22 protein-coding genes are annotated in these 23,460 nt (G+C 37.5%); 14 read left to right on the plus strand and 8 right to left on the minus strand.

All coding sequences use genetic code 11. From position 1 onward, the window contains the following. Nucleotides 1-4 precede the first annotated feature (4 nt). Together IGL17_RS05480 and IGL17_RS05485 are read left to right on the plus strand one after the other, a co-directional pair. A complete protein-coding gene (locus IGL17_RS05480) occupies nucleotides 5-892 on the plus strand; it encodes an ABC transporter permease (RefSeq protein WP_002361674.1) in 888 nt (295 codons plus the stop codon). Further along, complete coding sequence (locus IGL17_RS05485; protein ID WP_002357878.1) at nucleotides 889-1,656, plus strand: ABC transporter ATP-binding protein; 768 nt, start codon at nucleotides 889-891, stop codon at nucleotides 1,654-1,656. Before IGL17_RS05480 ends, IGL17_RS05485 begins: the two co-directional genes overlap by 4 nt. 31 nt (nucleotides 1,657-1,687) lie before the next feature. Here IGL17_RS05485 and IGL17_RS05490 read toward each other — a convergent pair whose 3' ends face one another. Further along, entirely contained in the window at nucleotides 1,688-2,149 is a 462-nt protein-coding gene (locus IGL17_RS05490; protein ID WP_002357877.1) for a threonine/serine exporter family protein, read from the minus strand. Nucleotides 2,150-2,160: 11 nt separating this feature from the next. Continuing rightward, nucleotides 2,161-2,937, minus strand: a complete 777-nt coding sequence (locus tag IGL17_RS05495) for a threonine/serine exporter family protein (RefSeq protein ID WP_016617893.1) — start codon at nucleotides 2,935-2,937, stop codon at nucleotides 2,161-2,163. 231 nt (nucleotides 2,938-3,168) lie between these two features. On the opposite strand from IGL17_RS05495, the gene IGL17_RS05500 reads away from it, so the two are divergent. After that, the gene (locus tag IGL17_RS05500) at nucleotides 3,169-3,375 is read left to right on the plus strand and encodes a hypothetical protein (RefSeq protein WP_002357875.1); all 207 of its coding nucleotides are present in this window, start codon (nucleotides 3,169-3,171) and stop codon (nucleotides 3,373-3,375) included. A 17-nt stretch (nucleotides 3,376-3,392) separates the two neighbouring features. Here the strand turns inward: IGL17_RS05500 and IGL17_RS05505 are convergent, their stop codons facing one another. Continuing rightward, nucleotides 3,393-4,172: a Cof-type HAD-IIB family hydrolase gene (locus IGL17_RS05505; protein ID WP_002363786.1), complete on the minus strand. Its 780-nt coding sequence runs from the start codon at nucleotides 4,170-4,172 to the stop codon at nucleotides 3,393-3,395. Between the two features lie 214 nt (nucleotides 4,173-4,386). Here IGL17_RS05505 and IGL17_RS05510 point away from each other — a divergent pair, with 214 nt between their 5' ends. Together IGL17_RS05510 and IGL17_RS05515 are read left to right on the plus strand one after the other, a co-directional pair. Then, nucleotides 4,387-5,106, plus strand: coding sequence for a response regulator transcription factor (locus tag IGL17_RS05510; RefSeq protein ID WP_002381953.1), 720 nt, complete (start codon nucleotides 4,387-4,389; stop codon nucleotides 5,104-5,106). Next, nucleotides 5,106-6,575 carry a sensor histidine kinase gene (locus IGL17_RS05515; protein ID WP_002366540.1) on the plus strand — a complete coding sequence of 490 codons (1,470 nt, stop codon included), beginning with the start codon at nucleotides 5,106-5,108 and terminating at the stop codon, nucleotides 6,573-6,575. The genes IGL17_RS05510 and IGL17_RS05515 overlap by 1 nt, the downstream gene beginning before the upstream one ends. Nucleotides 6,576-6,612: 37 nt before the next feature. Here the strand turns inward: IGL17_RS05515 and IGL17_RS05520 are convergent, their stop codons facing one another. The 3 genes from IGL17_RS05520 to IGL17_RS05530 all read right to left on the minus strand — a co-directional run bounded on the left by IGL17_RS05520 (nucleotide 6,613) and on the right by IGL17_RS05530 (nucleotide 10,094). After that, a complete protein-coding gene (locus IGL17_RS05520; protein ID WP_002360506.1) occupies nucleotides 6,613-7,164 on the minus strand; it encodes a hypothetical protein in 552 nt (183 codons plus the stop codon). A 14-nt stretch (nucleotides 7,165-7,178) separates the two neighbouring features. Next, on the minus strand, nucleotides 7,179-7,880 hold the full coding sequence (locus IGL17_RS05525; RefSeq protein ID WP_002357870.1) for a hypothetical protein: 702 nt from the start codon (nucleotides 7,878-7,880) through the stop codon (nucleotides 7,179-7,181). A 105-nt stretch (nucleotides 7,881-7,985) separates the two neighbouring features. Further along, nucleotides 7,986-10,094 (minus strand): LTA synthase family protein, encoded by a 2,109-nt coding sequence (locus IGL17_RS05530; RefSeq protein ID WP_002357869.1) that lies wholly within the window; start codon nucleotides 10,092-10,094, stop codon nucleotides 7,986-7,988. 257 nt (nucleotides 10,095-10,351) lie between these two features. Between IGL17_RS05530 and IGL17_RS05535 the strand changes: the two genes are divergently transcribed. Further along, entirely contained in the window at nucleotides 10,352-11,524 is a 1,173-nt protein-coding gene (locus IGL17_RS05535; protein ID WP_002410029.1) for a class I SAM-dependent rRNA methyltransferase, read from the plus strand. 66 nt (nucleotides 11,525-11,590) lie between these two features. Here IGL17_RS05535 and rnhC read toward each other — a convergent pair whose 3' ends face one another. Further along, nucleotides 11,591-12,508 carry a ribonuclease HIII gene (gene rnhC / locus IGL17_RS05540; RefSeq protein ID WP_002382224.1) on the minus strand — a complete coding sequence of 306 codons (918 nt, stop codon included), beginning with the start codon at nucleotides 12,506-12,508 and terminating at the stop codon, nucleotides 11,591-11,593. Between the two features lie 218 nt (nucleotides 12,509-12,726). Between rnhC and IGL17_RS05545 the strand changes: the two genes are divergently transcribed. The 8 genes from IGL17_RS05545 (at nucleotide 12,727) to rbfA (ending at nucleotide 22,596) form a co-directional block, all read left to right on the plus strand. Beyond that, the gene (locus IGL17_RS05545; protein ID WP_016617894.1) at nucleotides 12,727-15,147 is read left to right on the plus strand and encodes a cation-translocating P-type ATPase; all 2,421 of its coding nucleotides are present in this window, start codon (nucleotides 12,727-12,729) and stop codon (nucleotides 15,145-15,147) included. 141 nt (nucleotides 15,148-15,288) lie between these two features. After that, nucleotides 15,289-17,175: an Ig-like domain-containing protein gene (locus tag IGL17_RS05550; RefSeq protein WP_016617895.1), complete on the plus strand. Its 1,887-nt coding sequence runs from the start codon at nucleotides 15,289-15,291 to the stop codon at nucleotides 17,173-17,175. A gap of 205 nt (nucleotides 17,176-17,380) precedes the next feature. Beyond that, nucleotides 17,381-17,854, plus strand: coding sequence for a ribosome maturation factor RimP (gene rimP / locus IGL17_RS05555; RefSeq protein ID WP_002357863.1), 474 nt, complete (start codon nucleotides 17,381-17,383; stop codon nucleotides 17,852-17,854). Between the two features lie 143 nt (nucleotides 17,855-17,997). Continuing rightward, nucleotides 17,998-19,197 (plus strand): transcription termination factor NusA, encoded by a 1,200-nt coding sequence (gene nusA / locus IGL17_RS05560; protein WP_002357862.1) that lies wholly within the window; start codon nucleotides 17,998-18,000, stop codon nucleotides 19,195-19,197. Between the two features lie 20 nt (nucleotides 19,198-19,217). Then, nucleotides 19,218-19,517 (plus strand): RNase P modulator RnpM, encoded by a 300-nt coding sequence (gene rnpM, locus IGL17_RS05565; RefSeq protein WP_002363794.1) that lies wholly within the window; start codon nucleotides 19,218-19,220, stop codon nucleotides 19,515-19,517. Then, the gene (locus IGL17_RS05570) at nucleotides 19,507-19,812 is read left to right on the plus strand and encodes a YlxQ-related RNA-binding protein (RefSeq protein ID WP_002357860.1); all 306 of its coding nucleotides are present in this window, start codon (nucleotides 19,507-19,509) and stop codon (nucleotides 19,810-19,812) included. The genes rnpM and IGL17_RS05570 overlap by 11 nt, the downstream gene beginning before the upstream one ends. 12 nt (nucleotides 19,813-19,824) lie before the next feature. Then, nucleotides 19,825-22,221: a translation initiation factor IF-2 gene (gene infB / locus IGL17_RS05575; protein ID WP_016617896.1), complete on the plus strand. Its 2,397-nt coding sequence runs from the start codon at nucleotides 19,825-19,827 to the stop codon at nucleotides 22,219-22,221. A gap of 24 nt (nucleotides 22,222-22,245) precedes the next feature. Then, complete coding sequence (gene rbfA, locus IGL17_RS05580; RefSeq protein ID WP_002360497.1) at nucleotides 22,246-22,596, plus strand: 30S ribosome-binding factor RbfA; 351 nt, start codon at nucleotides 22,246-22,248, stop codon at nucleotides 22,594-22,596. 372 nt (nucleotides 22,597-22,968) lie between these two features. Here rbfA and IGL17_RS05585 read toward each other — a convergent pair whose 3' ends face one another. Next, on the minus strand, nucleotides 22,969-23,454 hold the full coding sequence (locus tag IGL17_RS05585; RefSeq protein ID WP_002382232.1) for a toxin: 486 nt from the start codon (nucleotides 23,452-23,454) through the stop codon (nucleotides 22,969-22,971). Nucleotides 23,455-23,460 lie beyond the last annotated feature (6 nt).

Below are 23,460 nucleotides of genomic sequence, written 5' to 3' on the forward strand. Positions count from 1 at the left end.
AGCGATGATTGTTTCAGCAATTGGACAAGGAATGTTATGGGCCTTGTTAGGACTAGGTATTTTTATGACTTATCGTATTTTAAATTTTCCAGATATGACCACAGAAGGTTCATTTCCGTTAGGAGGGGCGGTTTGTGTAACTGCCATTACAACAGGGGTTTCACCATTTGTAGCGACTCTTTTAGGGGTCGGAGCAGGAATGCTTGCCGGTTTAGTGACTGGTTTACTATTTACAAAAGGAAAAATTCCAATTATTTTAGCAGGAATTTTAGTGATGTCTGGTTTAAATTCCGTGATTTTATTTGTGATGAAATCGCCAAATAAGTCTTTATTAAACCAACCGAAGATTCAAGATGTTTTTCAAAAAATGGCCTTACCAGATTATTATGATACTATTTTTTTAGGGATTAGTGTTTTGGCTGTGGTAATGATTTTACTGTTATTTTTCTTTAACACTAGTTTAGGACAAGCCTATATTGCGACAGGTGACAATGAAGAAATGGCTCGCTCGATTGGCATTCAAACGGATCGCATGAAAATTTTAGGATTGGTTTTATCGAATGGCTTGATTGGCTTATCTGGCGCTTTGATTGCCCAAAATGATGGATATGCGGATGTAAGTAAAGGAACCGGTGTCATTGTGATTGGCTTGGCTTCACTCATTATTGGTGAAGTACTGTTTGGAGAATTAACGTTTGGTGAACGGCTGATGGCGATTGTTGTAGGGAGTATTATTTATCAACTATTGATTTTATTAGTGATTAAATTAGGCTTTGATACGACGTATTTGAAAATCTTCTCAGCAGTGATTTTAGCAATCTGTTTAATGATCCCACAATTGAAAAAAGCATTACACCTACACGGCTTTTCTGATAAGGGGGAAACGAAATGAAACCAGTTGTTGAATTAAAAAATGCGACAAAAATCATTGATAATGGGATGAATGAAAAAAAAGTGATTTTGGATCATGTGAACTTAGCCATTTATCCTGGGGACTTCATTACTGTTTTAGGTGGAAATGGCGCAGGCAAGAGTACGCTGTTCAATAGTTTAGCAGGAACTTTGACACTAACAGAGGGACAATTTTTAATTGAAGGAGTCAATCGCACCAATCTTTCTGAAGTCAAACGGGCCAAATCTCTAGCGCGTGTTTTTCAAGATCCTAAAATGGGGACAGCACCAAGAATGACTGTGGCAGAAAATTTATTGCTTGCCATGAAACGCGGACAAAAACGTCCCTTAACATTACGGAAGATAAATGAGCAACGCGCCTTGTTTACAAAAATCTGTCAAGAAGTTGGCAATGGCTTGGAAAATCATCTGGATACACCGACAGGTAACCTTTCTGGCGGTCAACGCCAAGCCTTAAGTTTATTAATGGCCACTATCACAAAACCAGAATTATTACTTTTAGATGAACATACTGCTGCCTTAGATCCCAAAACATCCAAGCAGTTGATGCACTTAACGGAACAACGGATTGAAGAAGGGAACTTAACTTGTTTAATGATTACCCATCGAATGGAAGATGCTTTACGATATGGCAATCGTTTAATTGTTTTACAAAAAGGTAAAATTGTTCAAGATTTAAACGCTGCTGAAAAAGCACAATTAACGCTACAAGATTTGTTGCTGTTCTTTGAAGAAGTAGAATAAAAAAACAAGCTCAGAAAATGAGCTTGTTTTTTTATTTTTTGACCAATCGGAAGAGTCGCTTGGGGAAAAAACGTTTGACAATTCGTTCCAGTAGCGATGTCACCATAAAGCCCGCTGCGATGGCTGCAGCAGTAAAGACAACTTTTAAAATCAACTGCAAACCGTCATCAATATTTCCTAACAAAATGCTCCGAACTGCTTGATAGGCAGGGCCTCCTGGCACTAAAGGAACCAAACTCGGAATATAAAAAATAATCATCGGCATTTTTTTGTAACGGGAAAAAAAGATACTAGCGATTCCTAACCCGACCGTTCCTAAAAAGTTTGCAAAGGTTTGACTAGCATCAAAAGTTTGCGTTAAGACATAATAAATCATCCAGCCTGTCATGCCAGTAATGCCACAAGCCACCAGTGCTTTACGAGGAATGTTCGTAATAATACCAAACGTCACAGTTGCTAAAAAACTAAAGAGAAGATGAAAAATTAGTTCCATTTGAACACTCCTTACATAAATAATTTAAAAATCAAGGCAATTCCCAGGCCAACAGACCCAGCAATAAAAATAGCTTCTGTCCCTCGCGCCGTCCCGCTGATGAGGTGGCCCGCTAAAATGTCGCGAAAAGAGTTCGTAATCGCCACACCTGGAACTAACGGCATTACCGCACCAATAATAATATTATCGATGTTGACTGCTAAGCGAAAATGCACAGCCAAATAGGCCAACAAACCAATGACAAAAGCGGCTGCGAATGAATCGAGGTAAGGAACTTGGAATAACTTTTGGGTAAAAAGATAACTGGCATACCCAATCACGCCAACAAAAAAAGTTGCAATAAAATCTTGCCAAGTGCCACCAAAAATGTACATTAACGTACAACTAACAATTCCGGCTGCTAACAAGCGTAACGAAATTGAAAAAGTGGGGGTATCTGTTTCTAATAGAGTTAAGCGCTGATAAAGCTCTGGTAGAGTAATCTCTTTTTGCGCAAATTCTCTTGATAATTGATTGACAAGGCTAACTTTTTCCAAATTAATCGAGCGCTGGGGAATGTTTTCTAATTGCGTATAATTACTGGAACGAAAGCCCACGAAAATCCCTGTAGCCGTCGTGTAACAAACGCTCTCTGGCTCGCCAGCATTTGTAGCAATCCGAGTAATTGTATCTTCGGTTCTATATACTTCAGATCCGCTTTCCAGCATAATTTTTCCAGCTAAAATGCATGTATCAATAATTAATTGTTTTCTTTTTTCGCTATTAACCAAAGGAATGGCTCCTTTCATTTCGAGTTCACTTTTAGTGTATCATTTTTTTTAAGAACTGTACGCAATTTAAAACAGAGATAGAAAAAAAGTGTGATTTTTTACAAAAATGAAACGAATCTTAAGAATAAATGAAAACAAATAAGGAATTAGTAAAAATTATGGGTTAGTTGTAAGAATCTAGGATCTTTCCTTGCATTTTAGTAGGAAACATCCTATCCTAAACATAGAAAAACAAAGGGGTCAATAAAAATGGACAACCAATGGTTACTCTACGGAATTAGCAGTGTTGTATTAATTATTTTAATCAGAAGAACAATCCTATCAGGAAACATCGTATTAAGTTGTTTGTTGGGAGCGATTTTGCTGATTCAAGTAGTGGGAGTAGCTCTCTGTGCTCAGCAGAAAAAGAAAAATGAACATACAAAAGAACTACCTTCTTCTAAAGTACATCAATAGAAGAAGGTAGTTTTCTCTTATAGTAAATCAAATTTTTTCAAGCCATTAACAATGCCATTCTCAGTATTTTTAGTTGAAATAAAGGTGGCTTTTTCTTTTAGTTCTTCTCGCGCATTACCCATGGCAATTCCATAATCACAGGCCTCAAACAGCGCCAAATCATTGATGCCATCACCAAAGGCATAAGTGGGAATGCCGTTTAATCCCAAGGTGTTAAAAAGATTTTTGACACCAGAGCCTTTAGAGACCCCTTTACGAACAATATCAATTGAAAAAGGACCATTGCGATAAAAGGTTAATTCAGGAAATCGCTCATAGTAATATTCATCATCATCGCCATGTTGACTTAAGACCAACATCATGTTGACGGCATCATTCTCATAACCTGTGGGATCAATTTCTGGAACAGCTGAATGAATATAGTCATAGGCTTGTTTCACTGTGCCAGTATGCCCTGTACAAAAAATACGGCGCTCATTGTAAAAAGCCAATTCATGACCACGCTGTTTGACATGTTCATGCAGTGAAACACATTCCTCTGTTGTAAATTCATCTGAATAAATCGTTTTTCCTTCATAATGAATAAATTGCCCGTTCATTACAATCGCTGAGTCAATGCCACTGGCTTTCATAATTGGCTGAATCTCACACAAGGTCCGTCCTGTCGCAATTAAAGGTAAAATTTGATTGTCTTTCAAGGCCGCCACTGCTGCGGTAATCTCAGGAGTAATTTGCGATGTTCCATCTAACAAAGTTCCATCTAAATCAAAAAAAGTAATAGCTTTCATTTTATCCATACCCTAACATCCTCTCTACGCTTGTTATTTTAACAAACTTTTCTGAAAAGACAATGGGTTCCTTTCGTTTTCTTTAAAAGAGTAGGAAAAAAAGTGATTTTTGATGGTTCTGTAAAGGATTTTTGAAGAAATATAGAATCGGTTGGTACAAATTCAATTTTAGAGTATACTACAATAGAGCAGTTTTATGAAAAGTGAATAAGGAGTGAATGAAATGAATATATTAATGATTGAAGACAATGAATCCGTCTCAGAAATGATGCAAATGTTTTTCTTAAATGAAGGGTGGGAAGCTACCTTTAAAGATGATGGCAAAGAAGGATTGGCGACTTTTCTTGCTTCGCCAGAAAAATGGGACATGATTACGTTAGACTTAAACTTACCTAGTATGGATGGGATGGCTGTTTGTCGTGAAATTCGCAAAGTTTCAGCCAATGTTCCCATTATTATGTTGACCGCTCGTGATTCTGAAAGTGACCAAGTAATTGGCCTTGAAATGGGTGCGGATGATTATGTGACAAAACCATTTAGTCCATTAACTTTGATTGCACGGATGAAAGCTCTACATCGTCGTGCCGAGGTGGCAGAGGCTGCGCATGATACGTCTGAGAATACAGATGAAACATTTGATGTGATTACGGATCATTTTAAAATGAATACGAAAACACGAGAAACATATTTAGATAATCAATTAATTGAAGGCTTAACACCTAAAGAATTTGATTTGCTATACACTTTAGCAAAAAAACCACGCCAAGTCTTTTCACGCGAACAACTACTAGAATTGGTTTGGGACTATCAATACTTTGGCGATGAACGGACAGTTGATGCCCATATCAAAAAATTACGACAAAAAATTGAAAAAGTGGGTCCTCAAGTCATCCAAACGGTTTGGGGCGTAGGGTATAAATTCGACGATTCAGGTGTTGCTTAATGAAGTATTTGTATCAACAATTACTTGCTTTTATAGGTGTGATTGCTCTGATTATTCTCATTGTCGGAACGTCTTTCACACAATTGACCAAGCGCACAATGCAAGAAAATAACTATGAACAGCTATATGGTTATGCAGAATCGGCTTTAGAAACACGTGACTTTTTTATTAATGTCGCAGGCGTTTCGGATCGAGATGTTTTATCCTATTCATTTCAGTTGACTGAGCGCGTACTCCAGAAGCAAGATGTGCAATTTGTGTTTATTAACAAGGACCGCGAAGTGCAGTACCCACCAGTTGATAGCACAAAAAAATTAGACTTTTCCTTAATCGATAAAAATTGGGATCAAATCATGAAAGGCAATCGTGTTTATGCAACAGAAAACATTGATATTTACGGGGCCCGAAATACTTCGTCCTATGTAATGTTACCGGTGTATGCATCAAATCAGTCTTCTGATAAAAAAGTGATTATTGGTTCACTCGTTATTACACAACCTGCCAAAAACGTTGACCGAAGTGTCCAGTCCGTGACACAAAACTTGATTAAAGGCTTTATTTTTTCTGGTGTGATTGCCTTGTTACTAAGTTATCTATTTGCGACTTTCCAAGTGAAACGAATTAATCGGATGCGTAAAGCCACCAAAGAAATTACTAGTGGAAATTTTGATATTCAATTACCGGTCCATGACAAAGATGAATTTGATGACCTAGCAGAAGATTTTAATAAAATGGCCGCATCTTTAAAAGAATCACAAGAAGAAATCAATCGGCAAGAAGAGCGCCGTCGTCAATTTATGGCGGATGCCTCTCATGAAATGCGGACGCCTTTAACAACTATTAATGGCTTGTTAGAGGGATTGCAGTATAATGCTATTCCTGAAAATCAAAAAGAGAATGCGATTAAACTGATGCAAAATGAGACCGCTCGCTTGATTCGCTTAGTCAATGAAAATCTTGATTATGAAAAAATTCGGACCAACCAGATTCAAATTGTTGTGAAGAAGTTCAACGGAACAGAAGCTTTAGAAAATATTGTGACTCAACTAACGGCCAAAGCTGAAGCCGCCGGTAATCAATTGTATTTAGACACCACCGAACCAATTGATGTGTATGCCGATTATGATCGTTTCGTTCAAGTAGTTGTCAATATTGTTCAAAATGCCATCCAATTTACTGAAAATGGCGAAATTCATATTGCTTTAGAAAAAGGCTATTTAGAAACCATTGTCCGTATTTCTGATACAGGAATCGGCATGACGGAAGAGCAAATTCTGAATATCTGGGATCGTTATTACAAAGTAGATCCATCCCGTAAAAATACGAAATATGGAGAATCAGGATTAGGCTTACCAATCGTTCAACAATTGGTCCGCTTGCATAAAGGAAAAATCAATGTTGAAAGTGAACCTGGTAAAGGCACCACATTTATTATTTCATTTCCTGATGTTGAAATCACTGAAAACTAAAGAAAACGTCTGGTCACAATCAGTGCCAGACGTTTTTTTAGTTTAATAACGCATGTAGAGACAGGGGGTGCACATAGGGACTATCAATAATTTGTGGATCTTTTGTCAGAAATAGCAAGCGCTTGTTTCTTTTTTGAACTGCTATTTTTAATTGAGGTAAAATTTCTTGACGTTGTCCAATCGTTAATGAAGAAAAGATGTCATCAATCACTAACGTACTTGTTTTTGAAAGCAAAAGTTGTATTATGCGCATTTTAATTTTTTCAAAAGTCGTAAAAGAAGTAAATGAACGACCAAGTAAGGCAGGTTCTAATTGGAACACCTGGAAAGCTTCGGCTAGAACTACTTTTCGATCCCGTTCTTTGATCGTACTAGCGATAAATAAATTTTCTTCTAATGGCAAGTAGGGCAGAAAGGTTTCACTAGAAGAAAGCCTAGTAATGGTTAATTGGTTTGTTTGGAAAAAATCGGCCAATGCGAGTTCTTGTTCTGGAGCAGAATAAATGATTCCATAAACTTCTCGCAAAGCTAACGCGTCGAATGAGGATTTTTTTTCGGTTGTTTTTTTGAATGATGGTGTGACATTCATAGAAAATCCCTCCCTTATTTCTGATGTGTGCGTAAATAAATCAATGTGAAAGGAGTCCCGCAAACAAGAGGAATGCCAAGCAAGATTAAGCAGTTAACAAAGCAATTACGGATTGTATAAAGCGACTGCATACTTTTAAAATCAAAAGAAAACGCTTGGATCGTTTGAATCCCTAAATGCTGGATATTTGTAATCGTGACATCCTGGTCGGTACTTTTAGCTAAAAATGCTGGAGTTTCCAAATGAGACCACTGTAAAATAGCATCACGAGCAGCCCAAAGAACAGTATTATACGTTTCTTGAAACATTAAAGTGAAAAGTAAAAAACTGAAAATTCCTAATAGAGCCGGTAAACATAACTCTAGTAAGAGCTGTTTGGTGACATACATATTTGAAAAGTGCATGTGATACCATGTATGTATTTCTTCCTTTTTTATGCGTAATGTCACATACATCAACAGAAGAAAAGTAACACCAAAGAAAATGACACTACCTAGATAGAGGTGCCAATAGTATTGGATCAGTTGGTAATGGTAACTAGTTTGTTTTTCAATATCGACAAAGTCTGGCATCGTTCGTAAAAACTCTTTTTCAAAATCAATTAAGTTAAACAGCCCAGTCAATAAGAAAGAGAACAGGAAGAAGAAGAGTGCAGTGATTAACGTGATTTTTTTATGATAAAAACTACTAGCTGTAGCGTAACGGACACTTCTCATCAACTTTCACCTCTCTAAACTATCTTTAGTATAGTGAAATAATATGAATTAATTATGAAAAAGTAGCAAAAAAGCTTGAGCAAATTGCTCAAGCTTTTTGAAGATTTATTTACCAGTTTTTTGATAGCCTTGATAACTGTCAGTGTGATATTCATCAACGGTTGATTTATTATTGTTTTTACTGTAAACACTCGTTGATTTTTCACCTTTTTCTTTTTCAATTGCTTCCAGTTGTTGCAATTGGTTCTTGTAATCATAGTCTTCTGGGTTAACTGGTTTTAAGCCGCTATTGGTATAGAAACGAAGCAAGTCACCGTTAGTAATTTGGTCAGACGTTTCTAATTGTTTCGTCGCTTTGGCTTTTAAATCAGCGACTTCTTTCTTAACTTCTTCGGTTGGCTCTGTAATTAAAGTGCCTGTTTTAGTATCGTAAATGCTAGAACCTAAAATAGTATATTTAGGTGTTACAACATTGCCGTTGCGGAAAGCAACGATTTGATTGTGTTGTTTAGAGAATAAATCTTGGCCTAACTGAATGTAGTTTTTCGTATCGACACCAAGCAAGTGTAGAAGGGTTGGTAAGGCATCAACTTGGCCGCCATACGTATGGTTCACACCGCCATTTTCTTGACCAGGAACGTGAATCATATAAGGAACACGTTGCATATTGGCGTTGTCAAAATCGTTCCAATCTGCTTTGGTTTTACCTACTAACTCTGCTAAGTTTTGGTTTCTTGAATTAGAAACCCCATAGTGATCGCCATAAAGAACAATGACTGAGTTTTCATAGAGACCTGAAGATTTCAAGTAGTTAAAGAATTCTTCGACCGCTTTATCTAAATAATTCGCTGTTGCAAAGTAACCATTAATTGTTTCGTCAGAGGTTTTTGCAATTGGGAATCCTGCTTCATCGTTTGTAAATTGAGAATAAGGATAATGATTGGATACAGCAATAAATTTAGAATAGAACGGTTGTTGTAAATGTTCTAAATATTGAACGGATTGATTAAAGAATGGTTTATCGTGTAACCCATATTGGAATGAGTTATCTGAATTAACATCATAATAACTAGCATCAAAGAAATAGTCATAGCCTAAACGTTTATAGGTTTCATTCCGATTCCAGAAGTTACCGGCATTTCCGTGGAAAGCAGCGCTAGTGTAACCTTGCGTTTGTTTTAAAATATCGGGTGCTGCTTCAAACGTATTTTTCCCACCAACTTGTGTAAAGAGTGAACCTTGGTCTAAACCAAATAGTGAATTTTCAAGTAACGTTTCGGCATCACTTGTTTTTCCTTGACCAACTTGGTGGAAGAAGTTATCAAAGCTAAAGGTACTTTTACTATTGTAAAGACTATTGATAAATGGTGTGACTTCGTGTTCTACGCCATTTTCATCTTTTAATTTGTAATTAACTAAAAATTGTTGGAAACTTTCTAAATGGATATAAATTACATTTTTGCCTTTTGCAATACCAAACTTACTATCATCGGGTGCCGCATATTGTTGTTTCACGTAATCTTCAACTTGTTTCATATCGTTAGCACTAGCTTCGGCACGGACTTGGTTTGTTTGGTAAGTTGTAATGCCATCGTACACGGTAAAGGCATTTAAGCCTAAGAATTTCACGATATAGTCACGAGAGAATTGACGTCCTAATAATTGGGGACGTTCTGTTTCAGCCATAAATAGATTGAATAAGAAAAAGACAACAGAAAGGAGTGTGACAGAGACTGCTACACGTGCGCGGACTGGACGCGCATCTGTTTTAATTTTTTTCGTTAATAATAATACGCCAATAATAATGAAGTCTAAGAAATAAATGACGTCATAAGGTCTAAAGAGACGTAAGGCACTTTCGCCAAGACCGCTAGCTACTTTGCCAGCACCAAGCATCGTATTAACTGTGATGAAGTCAGTAAATTCTCGATAATACACGACATTTGAGAAGAGCAGTAAACTCATCAAGAAGTAAATAATCATCATTGTAATATAAGAAGCTTTTTTACGGCGAACATACAAAGCGATGGCTAATAAAAAGACCGTTGTGGCAATTGGATTAATTAAGAGTATGAAATACTCGTTAATATTTTCCAAACGTAAATGGAAATCAACGGCGTACGCAAAGAGGTTTTTTAGCCACAGTAAGATGGCGATTAGCGAGAATAACCCCAGTCGCGTGTTCAAAATATTTGTTTTAAATAATTTTTTCAAAATAAACGTCCTTTCTAAACGATGATTCTATAAAAGTAAAATTAGGTAAATTTCGTATTTTACAATATCGCTTTAATTTTACTCTTTCACAAATTTTATGTCAATTCTTACCGAAGTGAGGAATGGTGATGTTAAAGAAAACTTACTATTTCCTTAAACTTTTTAGTTCGTTAAATGACGTGAAGCTTGAATCCTTTAAAGACAGATGGGCCTTTTTTTGCTATACTAGATAGGACTTTGAAAAGTAGGTGTACAGAATGAAACTTCAAGTAACTAAAAAAGCAGAACATAAATTTAAAAAAGGATATCCTTTAATTCAGAAAGAAGATTTGCAACAAGTGCCGGCGCCGTTGCCAACAGATTGGCTTACTTTGATTGATAGTAAAGGCCAGCGTTTAGCCGAAGGATATTTAGGCGAACAAAATAAAGGAATTGGTTGGTTGCTGTCATGGCATGGACCAATTAATCAATCTTTTTTTCAACAACTCTTTGAAATAAGTCGTAAGAAGCGGACGTCTTTTGAAAAGGATTCGCTAACAACCGCTTATCGATTATTTAATGGAGAAGGGGATGGCATTGGGGGTCTAATTATCGATCGCTATGCAGATTACGCCGTTTTTTCATGGTATAATGAAACCCTTTATCAGAAAAAAGCCGAACTTTTGACGGCGTTTCGCACAGTTTACCCTGACATTATTGGTGCCTACGAAAAGATTCGCTTTTCCACAAAAAATTTACCCGAATCACAGTTTTTGTATGGCGAACAAGCACCCGAGCCATTACTTGTCACTGAAAATGGCGTTCAATTTGCTACCTATTTAAACGAAGGATTAATGACAGGCATCTTTTTAGATCAAAAAGAAGTTCGTGGTCGATTAGTAGATGGTTTTGCAGTAGGGAAAACAGTCTTAAATATGTTTAGTTATACAGGTGCTTTTTCAGTAGCTGCCGCTATGGGGGGTGCCGTGGCCACCACTAGTGTGGATTTAGCTAAACGAAGCTTACCGAAAACGACTGAGCAATTTGAAGTCAATCATTTAAATCTTGCCCCGCAAAAGATTATTGTCATGGATGTTTTTGACTACTTTAAATATGCTTCACGTAAAGGCTTGAGTTATGACATGATCATTTTGGATCCGCCGAGTTTTGCTCGCAACAAAAAGAAAGTTTTTTCCGTTGCTAAAAATTATGGGGAGCTAGTGAAAGATTCTATTGATATTTTAACGGATAAGGGAACGCTTATTGCCTCAACCAATGCGGCAAATTTATCCTTAGCCAAATATAAAAAAATGGTGATTACTGCCTTGCAAGAGAAAAATGTTCGTTACAAGATTACGGACACGTATCAATTACCGGCAGACTTTCAAGTGAATCCTAATTTTCCAGAAGGTAATTACTTAAAAGTCCTGTTTATCGAAATTGAAAAATAATTTTTTACACCAAGCAAAAGTCCCAGCGCCGCTAATCGGCATTGGGACTTTTGCTTGGTGTTTATTTTATAGTAACTTTTGGGCTTTTTGGGTATTTGCAAAATGCAGCTTCGCGTAGTTCGCTAATAAGTCTAGGCCGCCTTTTTTCAAAATACGGGCGGCTACTTGGTCTGATTTGCTGCCAGCACCAGAGGGCACAGAGAAACCCAATTCTGCAGATTCTTTGTCTAACTCTTCTAAAAAAGCAGCGCGGCTAATAATAGAGGCGGCAGCAACGGCAACATGATACTGCTCTCCTTTAGTGACGAAGAACAATTTTTCAGTGACTTGATTTTTTTCATTACGAACATATTTCCGATAGTTATTTTCAGGGGTGAATTGGTCAATCAAAATCCCTTCTGGCTTTGTGGGAGCCAACTCTTGTAGCAACAGATAAATCGCTTGGTTATGCAAAGCGACTTTCATGTGTACAGCATTGTAGTTTGGTTGGATCTCATTGTATTTTTTTGGTTCAACGATTAATAACTTGTAAGGAATCAGTTCTTTAATGACATGTGACAATTGAATAATTTGTGGGTCGGTTAATTCTTTGGAATCACGAACACCCAATGCTTTTAGTTTGCTAATCATGCTTTTGTCAACATAGGCAGCACAGACAGTTACAGGACCAAAATAGCTGCCATTACCGACTTCATCGGAACCTATCACAGACCAGTTGCCAAAATCAGCAGGCAGTGTAGTAGTCTGGGCAGAAACTTTTTTCTGTGGTGTGGTACTCGTTCCTTCCCAACGAGCGGCCTCTTTTTCAGCTTGAGGTCCCTGAAACATGACTTTACCTGATTGATAAGCAGTGATGGTAGTGGTGCCAACCTTGGCCACAAAGACAGTATAAGGGACCGTTTTATTTAAACGATTGGGTTGATAAACAGTGGTCATCTCTGCTAATGTTTTTTTACTAACTTTAATTACGTGATTCTGTGCCATCAATTGTTCCTCATTTCTTGATATTTCTTCTTTACTATAGTAAAGGAAAAACAAGTAAATGAAAAGGTTTTGCGTTAGCTTGTTCCTGAAAATGACAATGTTTAGGAAATGTATAATTTTTTTCTATAGTTGGGCGCTAGTTGTTATCTAAATTTTTATTCAGTGCTATACTGTGGGAGAGAAGGAGACGATGAAAGAGTCGACTAGAACAAGGGGTGATGTGTTTGAGAAGAAAAAAAGAAATGCAAGAAAATGAACCAATAGCAGTGACTGCTAACGCGGAACGCTATTATCCAGAAGATAAACAAGGCTTGACGGCCGCACAAGTTGAAGAAAGACAGCGAAAAGGCTTAGTCAATGCCGCCGTCGATACAGAGTTTATCACAACGAAACAGATTGTTATTAATAACGTATTTACGTATTTCAACTTAATTTTTGTGGTACTAGGTGTGTTATTAATGCTGGTACAATCTTATAAAAATATGACCTTTTTGCCAGTAGTAATCATTAATACGGTCATTGGAATTTACCAAGAAATTAAGTCGAAGAAAGTATTAGATAGCTTAAATATTCTAAACGCTACAAAAGTAACCGTTGTAAGGGATGGCCAAGAACAAGAAATTTCGCCAGATGAACTGGTTTTGGATGATGTGGTGCTCTTTAAATCGGGTGAACAGATTTCTGGGGATGCAATTGTCTTATCTGGTGAAGTCCGTGTGAATGAATCCTTGTTAACTGGGGAATCTGATGAGATTACCAAAGTAGCAGATAGTCAACTTTTGTCAGGTAGCTTTATTGTGTCAGGTTCTTGTTATGCAAGAATTGATAAAATTGGCGCTGAGGCCTATGTTCATCAATTAACGCTTGAAGCGAAATCAATTAAAAAAGGGGAACAATCAGAGATGGTCGGTTCCATTAACCGTTTGGTGAAATGGGTAGGGATTATTATTGTTCCAATCGGCTGTGTTCTATTTTTCCAAAGTTATTTCATCAACCATCAAGGGCTTCATGACAGCATTGTCTCCATGGAAGCTGCCTTGATTGGGATGATTCCAGAAGGGTTGTACCTTTTAACAACCGTTGCATTAGCTGCCAGCACAATGCGCTTAGCGAAGCGCGGCGTTTTATTGCACAACATGAAAAGTATCGAATCCTTAGCACGTGTCGATGTGTTATGTGTAGATAAAACAGGAACAATTACTGAAAACACGATGGAAGTCCAAGAGTTGGTTCCTGTGGCGAGTATCGAAAATGATGGTACAGACTTAACCAATGTCGAAAAATTAATTGGCGATTTTTGCCGAACAATGTCAGCAGACAATGATACGATGAAAGCGATGAAAGAATTTTTTGTTACTAATAATCAGAGGGAAGCCGTTAGCTATACCTCGTTTTCGTCTGTCGAAAAATTTAGTAGCGTGACTTTCCCAGAAGCGACGTATATTCTTGGGGCGCCAGAGATGATTTTGAGAGACAATTATGAAATGTATCAATCTGAAGTGGAACATTATACAAGTCAAGGCTATCGCTTATTGGTGTTCGGAAAGTATTTAGGAGAATTTCAGGAAACGTTGGCAGCAGAGGTTCAACCTCTAGGCTACATTCTTCTTTGGAATCCGATTCGTAAAGAAGCCAAAGCAACTTTTGAATATTTCGCTGAACAAAATGTGGCCATTAAGGTCATTTCTGGCGATAATCCTTTAACAGTATCCAATGTAGCACAAGCGGCAGGCATTATTGGTGCTGAAAATTATGTGGACGCGCGAACATTAACTACAATGGAAGCCCAGACAGAAGCTTTAGAAAAATACACCGTTTTTGGTCGTGTCACGCCAGAACAAAAGAAACAATTTGTACTATTGTTGAAAAAATTAGATCATACAGTGGCGATGACAGGGGATGGAGTCAATGATATTTTAGCCATGAAAGAAGCAGATTGTAGTATTGCCATGGCTTCAGGAAATCAAGCTACAGCACAAGCCTCGCAAGTTGTGTTGTTGGATTCTGATTTTTCAACGATGCCGGAGGTTGTCTTTGAAGGCCGCCAAGTAGTTAATAACATTGAACGTTCTTCAAGTTTATTCCTTGTAAAAAATATTTTCTCCTTGCTGATGTCTGTCTTTGCTATGATTTTTGCCGTGACATATCCTTTACAACCGACACAAGTCACATTGATTAGTTTATTTACAATTGGTATTCCTTCGACATTTCTAGCTTTGGAACCAAATCATCGTCGCATTGAAGGGAAATTTCTTTTCAATGTGTTATCAAAAGCAATTCCTGGTGGGTTAACGGATATGTTAGTAGTCGGTGCTTTACTAATTTGTGGTGATATTCTTGCACTTCAAAAAACGGACATTTCAACGACTGCAACATTGTTGCTAGTTTCAGTCGGCTTTATGGTTCTTTATAAAATTAGTTCACCAATGAATCGTTACCGCAAGCGCGTAATGATTGGCTGTTTAATCGGAATGGTTATTACAAGTATTTCCATGAAAAACTTGTTCTCGTTAACTTCGGTATCGCCAACAGCCTTGTTACTTTTAGCCATTCTTTTCTTTGCAGCAGACTCAACTTTCCAACATTTATCAACCATTTCTGAAAAAGTTCAATTATGGTTTTATAAGAAAAGACATTAGGAGCAAAACACCGAGCCAAAATTATTTTGGTTCGGTGTTTTTTGTTTTTTATTGTTGGGAAAAATAAAAACACTTGTACCTAGTTAATCCTTGATAGTATAAACCTAACCAATTATTTTAGATAGGAAGGATTGAATAAAAATGAAAAAAAGAAGTTTTGTCTATTGGGGAATGTTTTTCATTCTTTTGTCGACGCTGATAACGCCTTTTCTGAAACTTGAAACAGGATATGCGCAAACGGAACCAACTAGTACCAGTGAAACCAATCAAACTTCTGCTACGCCAAATGTAGTGCCGCGTAAGCAGGTAGGCAACATTGTGACAGCGATTCAGCTAACGGACAAAGAGGGAAACCCACTTGGGACCATTAATCAATATACAGACATCTACCTCCGAATTGAGTTCAACTTACCGGATAATACCGTTAATAGTGGGGATACGAGTGTGATTACTTTACCCGAAGAGCTACGTCTCGAGAAAAATATGACCTTTAATGTAGTAGATGATACAGGTGCTGTGGTTGCAATTGCACAGACCGATGTAGCAAATAAAACGGTCACGTTAACGTATACAGATTACGTAGAAAACCATGCCAATATTAGTGGGTCTTTATATTTTACAAGTTTGATTGATTTCGAAAATGTCGAAAATGAATCCAAGATTCCTATTTACGTCACGGTTGAAGGGGAAAAAATATTTGCTGGCGATCTTGATTACCAAGGTGAAGGCGATGATGTTAACGAAAAATTTAGCAAGTATTCGTGGTTTATCGAAGACGATCCAACCGAAATTTACAATGTACTACGGATTAATCCAACAGGGCAAACGTATACTGATTTAGAAGTGGAAGATGTGCTAAAAACAGCAAGTTTAAGTTATATCAAAGACACTATGAAAATTGAACGAGGACAATGGAAACTGGATGGAAACGCTATTTGGCAGTTCACGCCAGAGGAAGATATAACTGGTCAGTTGGCTGTCCAGTATGGTCCTGATGACCGTAATTTTTCGGTGCATTTTGGCAATATTGGGACTAACGAATATCGTATCACCTATAAAACCAAAATCGATCATCTTCCCGAAAAAGGTGAAACCTTCACAAATTATGCAAAATTAACAGAAAATCAAACGGTGGTGGAAGAAGTCGAAGTGAGTCGTGTCTCACAAACGGGTGGTGGAGAAGCCAATGGTGAACAATATGTTGTTGAAATTCATAAAGAAGATGAAGCAGGCCAGCGTTTAGCAGGTGCAGAGTTTGAACTCATTCGTAACTCAACCAATCAAACAGTGGCCAAAATCACAACAGATCAAAACGGAACAGCGATTGTTAAAGGCTTGTTAAAAGATAACTATACTTTAGAAGAAACCAAAGCACCTACCGGTTACCAACTTTCGCAAAACAAGATTCCAATAACGCCTGAAGACTTTGGTAAAAACTTAGTTGCACTGAAAACTGTTGTGAATCATAAGATTTCATATCAACCAGTCGCTGCTTCATTTTTAGCTGGAAAAGTTCTTTTAGGAAAACCACTGAAGGATGCTGAATTTCAATTTGAATTGTTAGATGAGAAAGGCACAGTACTAGAAACGGTTAGTAACGATACTTTAGGGAAAATTCAATTTTCACCATTAACCTTTGAAACTCCTGGAAACTATCAATACACCATTCGGGAAGTAAACACGCAACAGGCAGGTGTTTCCTACGATACGCACAACCTTCAAGTTCAAGTAACCGTCGAGGCGCTTTTAGGAAATCTTGTGGCGACTACTCAGTATGATGGAGGTCAAGTATTTACTAATCACTATACGCCAGAAAAACCTATAGAGGGTACCACACCACCAACGAGTGGGACAACAGATACTACCACGAATTCAACCACAGAAACTACTTCAATAACCATTGAAAAACAGGCGATTCGTAATAAAGAATTGCCAAAAACAGGAGAAACAAAAGAAAACGCGTTTCTTTTCTTAGGTAGCCTTCTTTTGATTCAAGGAGTATTTATCTATTTTAAAACGAAAAAATAATCGCTTAGATAGTTTCAGTAATCGAGACAAAATGTGCAAATTTCGAGAGATTTAGCTTGTTCATTTGAGTTTGGAATGGTTCTGTGCTATACTATCTTTAGCGTAATGATACTAGTTGGGAGTGAGCGGATTTCTGCTCACTCTTTTTGATGGAAAAGTCATCAGGACACGGTTCGTTACATCAATCTCGAAGGAGGCGAAAATTTTGAGTAGTGCTGTGGAAACTGTAACAAAGTTAGTCACACCAATCTTAGAAGAACAAAATTTTGAACTTGTGGAAGTAGAGTTTGTTAAGGAAGGAAAAAATTGGTTTTTACGAGTATTTATCGATAAAGAAGGTGGCATTGATATTGAGGAATGTGCCTTTGTCAGCGAAAAATTAAGTGAAAAACTAGATGCAATGGATCCAGATCCAATTCCGCAAGCGTACTTTCTGGAAGTTTCTTCTCCGGGAGCAGAACGTCCGTTAAAGAAAGAAAGCGATTATGAACAAGCGGTAGGCAAGTACATTCATATTTCTCTTTATCAAGCAGTTGATGGAGAAAAACAGATTGAAGGTACCTTAGTCCATCTTGATTCAGAACAATTAACATTAAGTGTAAAAATTAAAACCAGAGTGAAGGAAATGACTTTTGAACGTAAAAATATCGCAAAAGCTCGTTTAGCCATTCAATTTTAATCAACAGACTCGAAGGTAAAAAAGGGTCCACTAAAAGTTTTACTTTTAGCTAGGCCTGTGACAAGTTTTAACGAGAAGTTTTTCCCTTGGAAGAAGAACCACTCGTTCAGCTTTAACGAATCCATAGGAGGAAAAGAAAAACAATGAGCAAAGAAATGTTAAATGCATTAGACGTATTAGAAGCTGAAAAAGGGATTCCTAAAGATACGGTGATTGAAGCGTTACAAGCAGCTTTAGTTTCTGCATATAAAAGACATTATGGACAAGCAAGCAACGTCGAAGTTGAATTTGAACCAAAAAAAGGCAATATTCACGTATATGCTGTCAAAGAAGTAACAGAAGAAGTATTTGATTCACAACTGGAAGTTTCATTAAAAGATGCCGTTGCATTAAATGGGGCATATGAAATCGGCGACAAAATTCGTTTTGAGGTTACGCCAAAAGACTTTGGCCGCATTGCTGCCCAAACAGCAAAGCAAGTAATTTTACAACGTGTCCGTGAAGCAGAAAGAACAATTATTTATAATGAATTTAGCGAATACGAAAATGACATCATGCAAGGAATTGTTGAACGTCAAGATCGTCGTTATATTTATGTAAACTTAGGCAAAATCGAAGCAGTCTTATCAAAACAAGATCAAATGCCAAATGAATTTTACCAACCGCATGATCGGATTAAAGTTTACGTATCACGTGTTGAAAACACATCAAAAGGCCCACAAGTTTTTGTAAGCCGTAGTCATCCAGATTTACTAAAACGTCTTTTTGAACAAGAAATTCCAGAAGTTTATGATGGAATTGTTGAAATCGTAAGCGTCGCTCGTGAAGCTGGCGATCGTTCAAAAGTAGCCGTTCGTTCAACAGATCCTAATATTGACCCAGTGGGTACCTGTGTTGGTCCAAAAGGCCAACGTGTCCAAGCGATTGTGAATGAATTAAAAGGCGAAAATATGGATATTGTGGAATGGAACGAAGATCCAGCTATTTATATTAGTAATGCCTTGAATCCAGCTCAAGTATTAGATGTTATTTTTGATCCAGAAAATAGCAAAGCATGTACAGTTGTTGTACCTGATTATCAATTGTCATTAGCAATTGGTAAACGTGGTCAAAATGCGCGCTTAGCTGCTAAATTAACGGGCCATAAAATTGATATCAAATCAGAATCTGATATGGCTGAATTTTATGAACAACAAGCCAATCAAGAAGTTGCCGAAGTTGCAGAAGAAATGGATGAAGCAATTATCCATTCAGATATGACGGCAGATGATTACGAAAACTTGGCTGCTGAAGAAGCAGTTGTTGAAGCAGAAATTACAGAAGAATTACCTGAACAAGAATAACGTTTTTGGAGGGTGAAAAAATGAAAAAGAGAAAAATTCCAATGCGTAAATCGGTTGTTTCAGGCGAAATGAAACCGAAAAAAGAATTAGTCAGAATTACTCGCTCCAAAGAAGGTGAAGTGGCCTTAGATCCAACTGGTAAATTACCTGGACGTGGCGCTTACGTTGATTTGGATCCTGCGGAAGTCCAAAAAGCTTGGGATAAAAAAATTCTTGATCGTGTCTTAGAAACAAAATTAAGTGATGAATTTTATCAAGAACTATTGGATTATGTAACACATCAAAAAGCCCGCAAAGAGTTGTTTGGCGATGGAAAATAAAACCAAAATTTTGAACCTTTTAGGTTTAGCAATGCGCGCCGGTAAATTAGTCACAGGCGAGGAATTAACCCTTAAAGATATTCGTGCAAACAAAGCAAAATTTGTGTTTGTTGCGCAAGATGCCAGTGAGAATACTAGAAAGAAAATCAAGGACAAAAGTTCTTATTATAATGTTCCTGTTAGCGAACTGTTCAGTCAATTCGAGCTCAGCCAAGCGATTGGGCGACCACGAATGGTTATCGGAGTAACTGATGCAGGATTTGCCACCAAAATCAAGGAATTACTAAAAGGTTAGGAAGGTGATTGCATGGGAAAAAAAAGAATTTATGAACTAGCAAAAGAAATGAATAAAGCAAGCAAAGACGTTGTCGATAAAGCGCATCAATTAGGTATGGATGTTAAAAACCATATGGGCGCAATTAGTTCCGAGCAAGAAACAAAGCTTCGTCAAGCATTCGGAGGAGGAAGTACCGTAAATACTCAATCAAAAGCAACAAACAACCAAAAGCCACAAACAACACAAAATAAACCAGCCAATAAGAAACCAATGAACAATAAACCTGGTGAACAAAGAAATAACCAAAATCGTCCAAACAATCAATCAACGAATGGACAACAAAGAAATAACAACAACCAAAATCGTCACGGCCAAAGCAACACACAGAACCGTAGCAATCAAACAAATACAAACAATCAAAACCGCAATACCCAAAACAATAACGGTTCTACAACGAATCAAAATCGGACCAGCCAAAATAACAATGGCGGGAACAACCAAAACCGTGGCGGCCAAAACCGTAACAACAATTTTGGTGGCGGTCAAAATCGTAATAACCGGAATAACTTTAATAACCAAAACCGCAATCGTTTCAATAAAAAAGGGAAAAAAGGCAAACATCAACAAGAATCAGCGAAGCCAGCAGTACCAGCACGTAAATTCCGTGAATTACCAGATGTTTTAGAATATACAGAAGGTATGAACGTGGCGGATATTGCGAAAAAAATCCACCGCGAACCAGCGGAAATCATCAAAAAATTATTTATGATGGGTGTCATGGTTAACCAAAACCAAGCCCTAGATAAAGATACAATTGAATTATTAGCTGTGGACTATGGCATGGAACCGCAAGAAAAAGTCCAAGTTGATATTGCGGACATTGATAAATTCTTCGAACCAGAAGCAGTTGTTGAAGAAAACTTAACTACACGTCCCCCTGTTGTCACAATCATGGGACACGTAGACCACGGGAAAACAACATTATTAGATACATTGCGCCATTCTCGTGTGACTTCAGGTGAAGCAGGCGGTATCACGCAGCATATTGGTGCCTATCAGTTAGATATTGATGGCAAACCAATTACGTTCTTAGATACACCAGGACATGCGGCCTTTACTAGTATGCGCGCGCGTGGTGCCAGCATCACTGATATTACCATCTTAGTTGTTGCAGCGGACGATGGAGTAATGCCACAAACAATCGAGGCGATTAACCATGCCAAAGCGGCAAAAGTGCCGATTATTGTAGCAGTTAACAAAATTGATAAGCCTGGTGCGAACCCTGATCATGTGAAACAAGAATTAAGTGAACATGAATTAATTCCTGAAGAATGGGGTGGAGATACGATTTTCGTCAATATTTCAGCGAAATTCAATCAAAACATTGATGAGCTATTGGAAAATATTTTATTGATTGCTGAAGTAGAAGACTTAAAAGCTGATCCAACGCAAAAAGCAATTGGAACAGTGATTGAAGCGCGCTTAGATAAAGGTAAAGGTCCGGTTGCGACATTACTCGTTCAACAAGGAACTTTACATGTTGGTGATCCAATCGTTGTTGGTAATACTTACGGACGTGTTCGTGTGATGACCAATGACATGGGCCGCCGTGATAAAGAAGCAGGACCAGCAACTCCTGTGGAAATTACCGGATTAAATGATGTTCCTCAAGCGGGTGATCGTTTTGTGGTCTTTGAAGATGAAAAAACAGCACGTCAAGCAGGGGAAGAACGGGCTAAACGTGCGTTGCTTGAACAACGTTCAGCAAGTAGCCGTGTGACATTGGATAACTTATTTGAAAGTCTAAAAGAAGGCGAATTAAAAGAAGTTAATATCATTGTCAAAGCAGACGTACAAGGATCTGCCGAAGCCGTTTCAGCAAGTTTACAAAAAATTGATGTAGAAGGCGTTCGTGTGAAAATTGTTCACGCGGCAGTTGGGGCCATCAATGAAAGCGACGTAACTTTAGCTGCAGCTAGTAATGCGATTATTATCGGCTTTAACGTTCGCCCAACACCACAAGCAAAACAACAAGCAGAACAAGAAGAAGTTGATATTCGTTTACACCGTATTATCTATAAAGCCCTAGAAGAAATCGAAACAGCGATGAAAGGGTTATTAGATCCAGAATTTGAAGAAAAAATTACGGGTCAAATGACGGTTCGTGAATTGTACAAAGTATCTAAAGTTGGCACAATCGCTGGCTGTTATGTTACAGAAGGCTTTATTCGCCGCGATAGTGGCGTTCGTGTCATTCGTGATGGTATTGTTATTTATGAAGGTAAATTAGCAAGCTTGAAACGCTTTAAAGATGACGTGAAAGAAGTCAAACTTGGTTTTGAATGTGGCGCTATGATTGAAAACTTCAATGATTTACGTGTAGATGATGCGATTGAAGGCTTCATTATGGAAGAAATCAAACAATAATTTTAGTAATTGGAGGAAGACACTATGGCAAATTATCGTGACCGTCGTGTAGGTCAAGAAATCATGCGTGAAGTGAATGATATCTTGAACAAACGCATCAGAGATCCACGCGTCCAAGGCATCACTATTACAGATGTTCGTGTGACCGGTGATTTACAACAAGCAACGATTTATTACAGCTTGTTATCTGATTTAGCTTCCGAACAACAAAAAGCTCAACAAGGATTAGACAAAGCCAAAGGACTGATTCGTAAAGAATTAGGACAACGGTTAACCTTGTATAAAACACCAGAGTTGATTTTTGAAAGAGACGAATCTGTCCAATACGGAAATCACATTGATGAGTTGATTCGTAAGTTGAATCAAGGTGAATAATTAAAAAGAAAAAGCACACCAGACGAATGGTGTGCTTTTTCTTTTCATGATTTCTTGATAAAATAGTCATGGAGGTGCAAAGATGAAAAGAATTGTTGTTTTCTATAAAAATGGAGATCGTTATTTAAAAGAAATGGGTTCAGGCAAGAGTTCCCTGTACTTTTTTCTTTTCTTCTTTGTACTACATAGTATGCGGGAACATATTATTCAGTTCATCGGATTTTGGCCGTCATTTATATTCGTCCTCATACTTGTCCCAAATCTTATGCTTGGCGTCGGACATATTAACCATTGGTACAAAAACCGCTCTTGAATTTTCCAGAATACTTTTAAGCATGGAACAAAATCCTTATTGATTTTGTTCCATGCTTTTTAAGTTAACCCAGTATTTAATACCATCACAGAATAATCCCTAAATTCAAAAATCCGTCCTTTATAAAGATAAGTGGCGCCATACTTTTGTCGATAGTACGTAATCACATTTTTTAATGTTTCAACATCGATTTCCAAAAATTCAGCACAAGAATAATGGTTACTTAAGCCAGCTTCAGAGCAACGAATTAAATCGTCTAATGTAACTAATTGCTCTAAGGCCACATTGCGAGCTTTCAACTCTTGCTTCCGATTTTCTGTACAATTTTGATTTAAAATAGTGCCAACGGATGTTTGATAATGCCCGTATTCCTCGGCTAAAATATTCTTCTTTTGACGGGTACTCAATGTTTTTTCAATATAAATTTTGCCATTTCGATACAACCCATAACAACCTGTTTGATTGTATAAATCAATTTCTAAAACCGTCACATCCTTTTGAATGGAACTGACGAGTTTTTCATAATCATTCACTTTACCATTCACCTGCCA

This window comes from Enterococcus sp. AZ088, assembly GCF_051714845.1.
GTDB lineage: Bacteria > Bacillota > Bacilli > Lactobacillales > Enterococcaceae > Enterococcus > Enterococcus faecalis.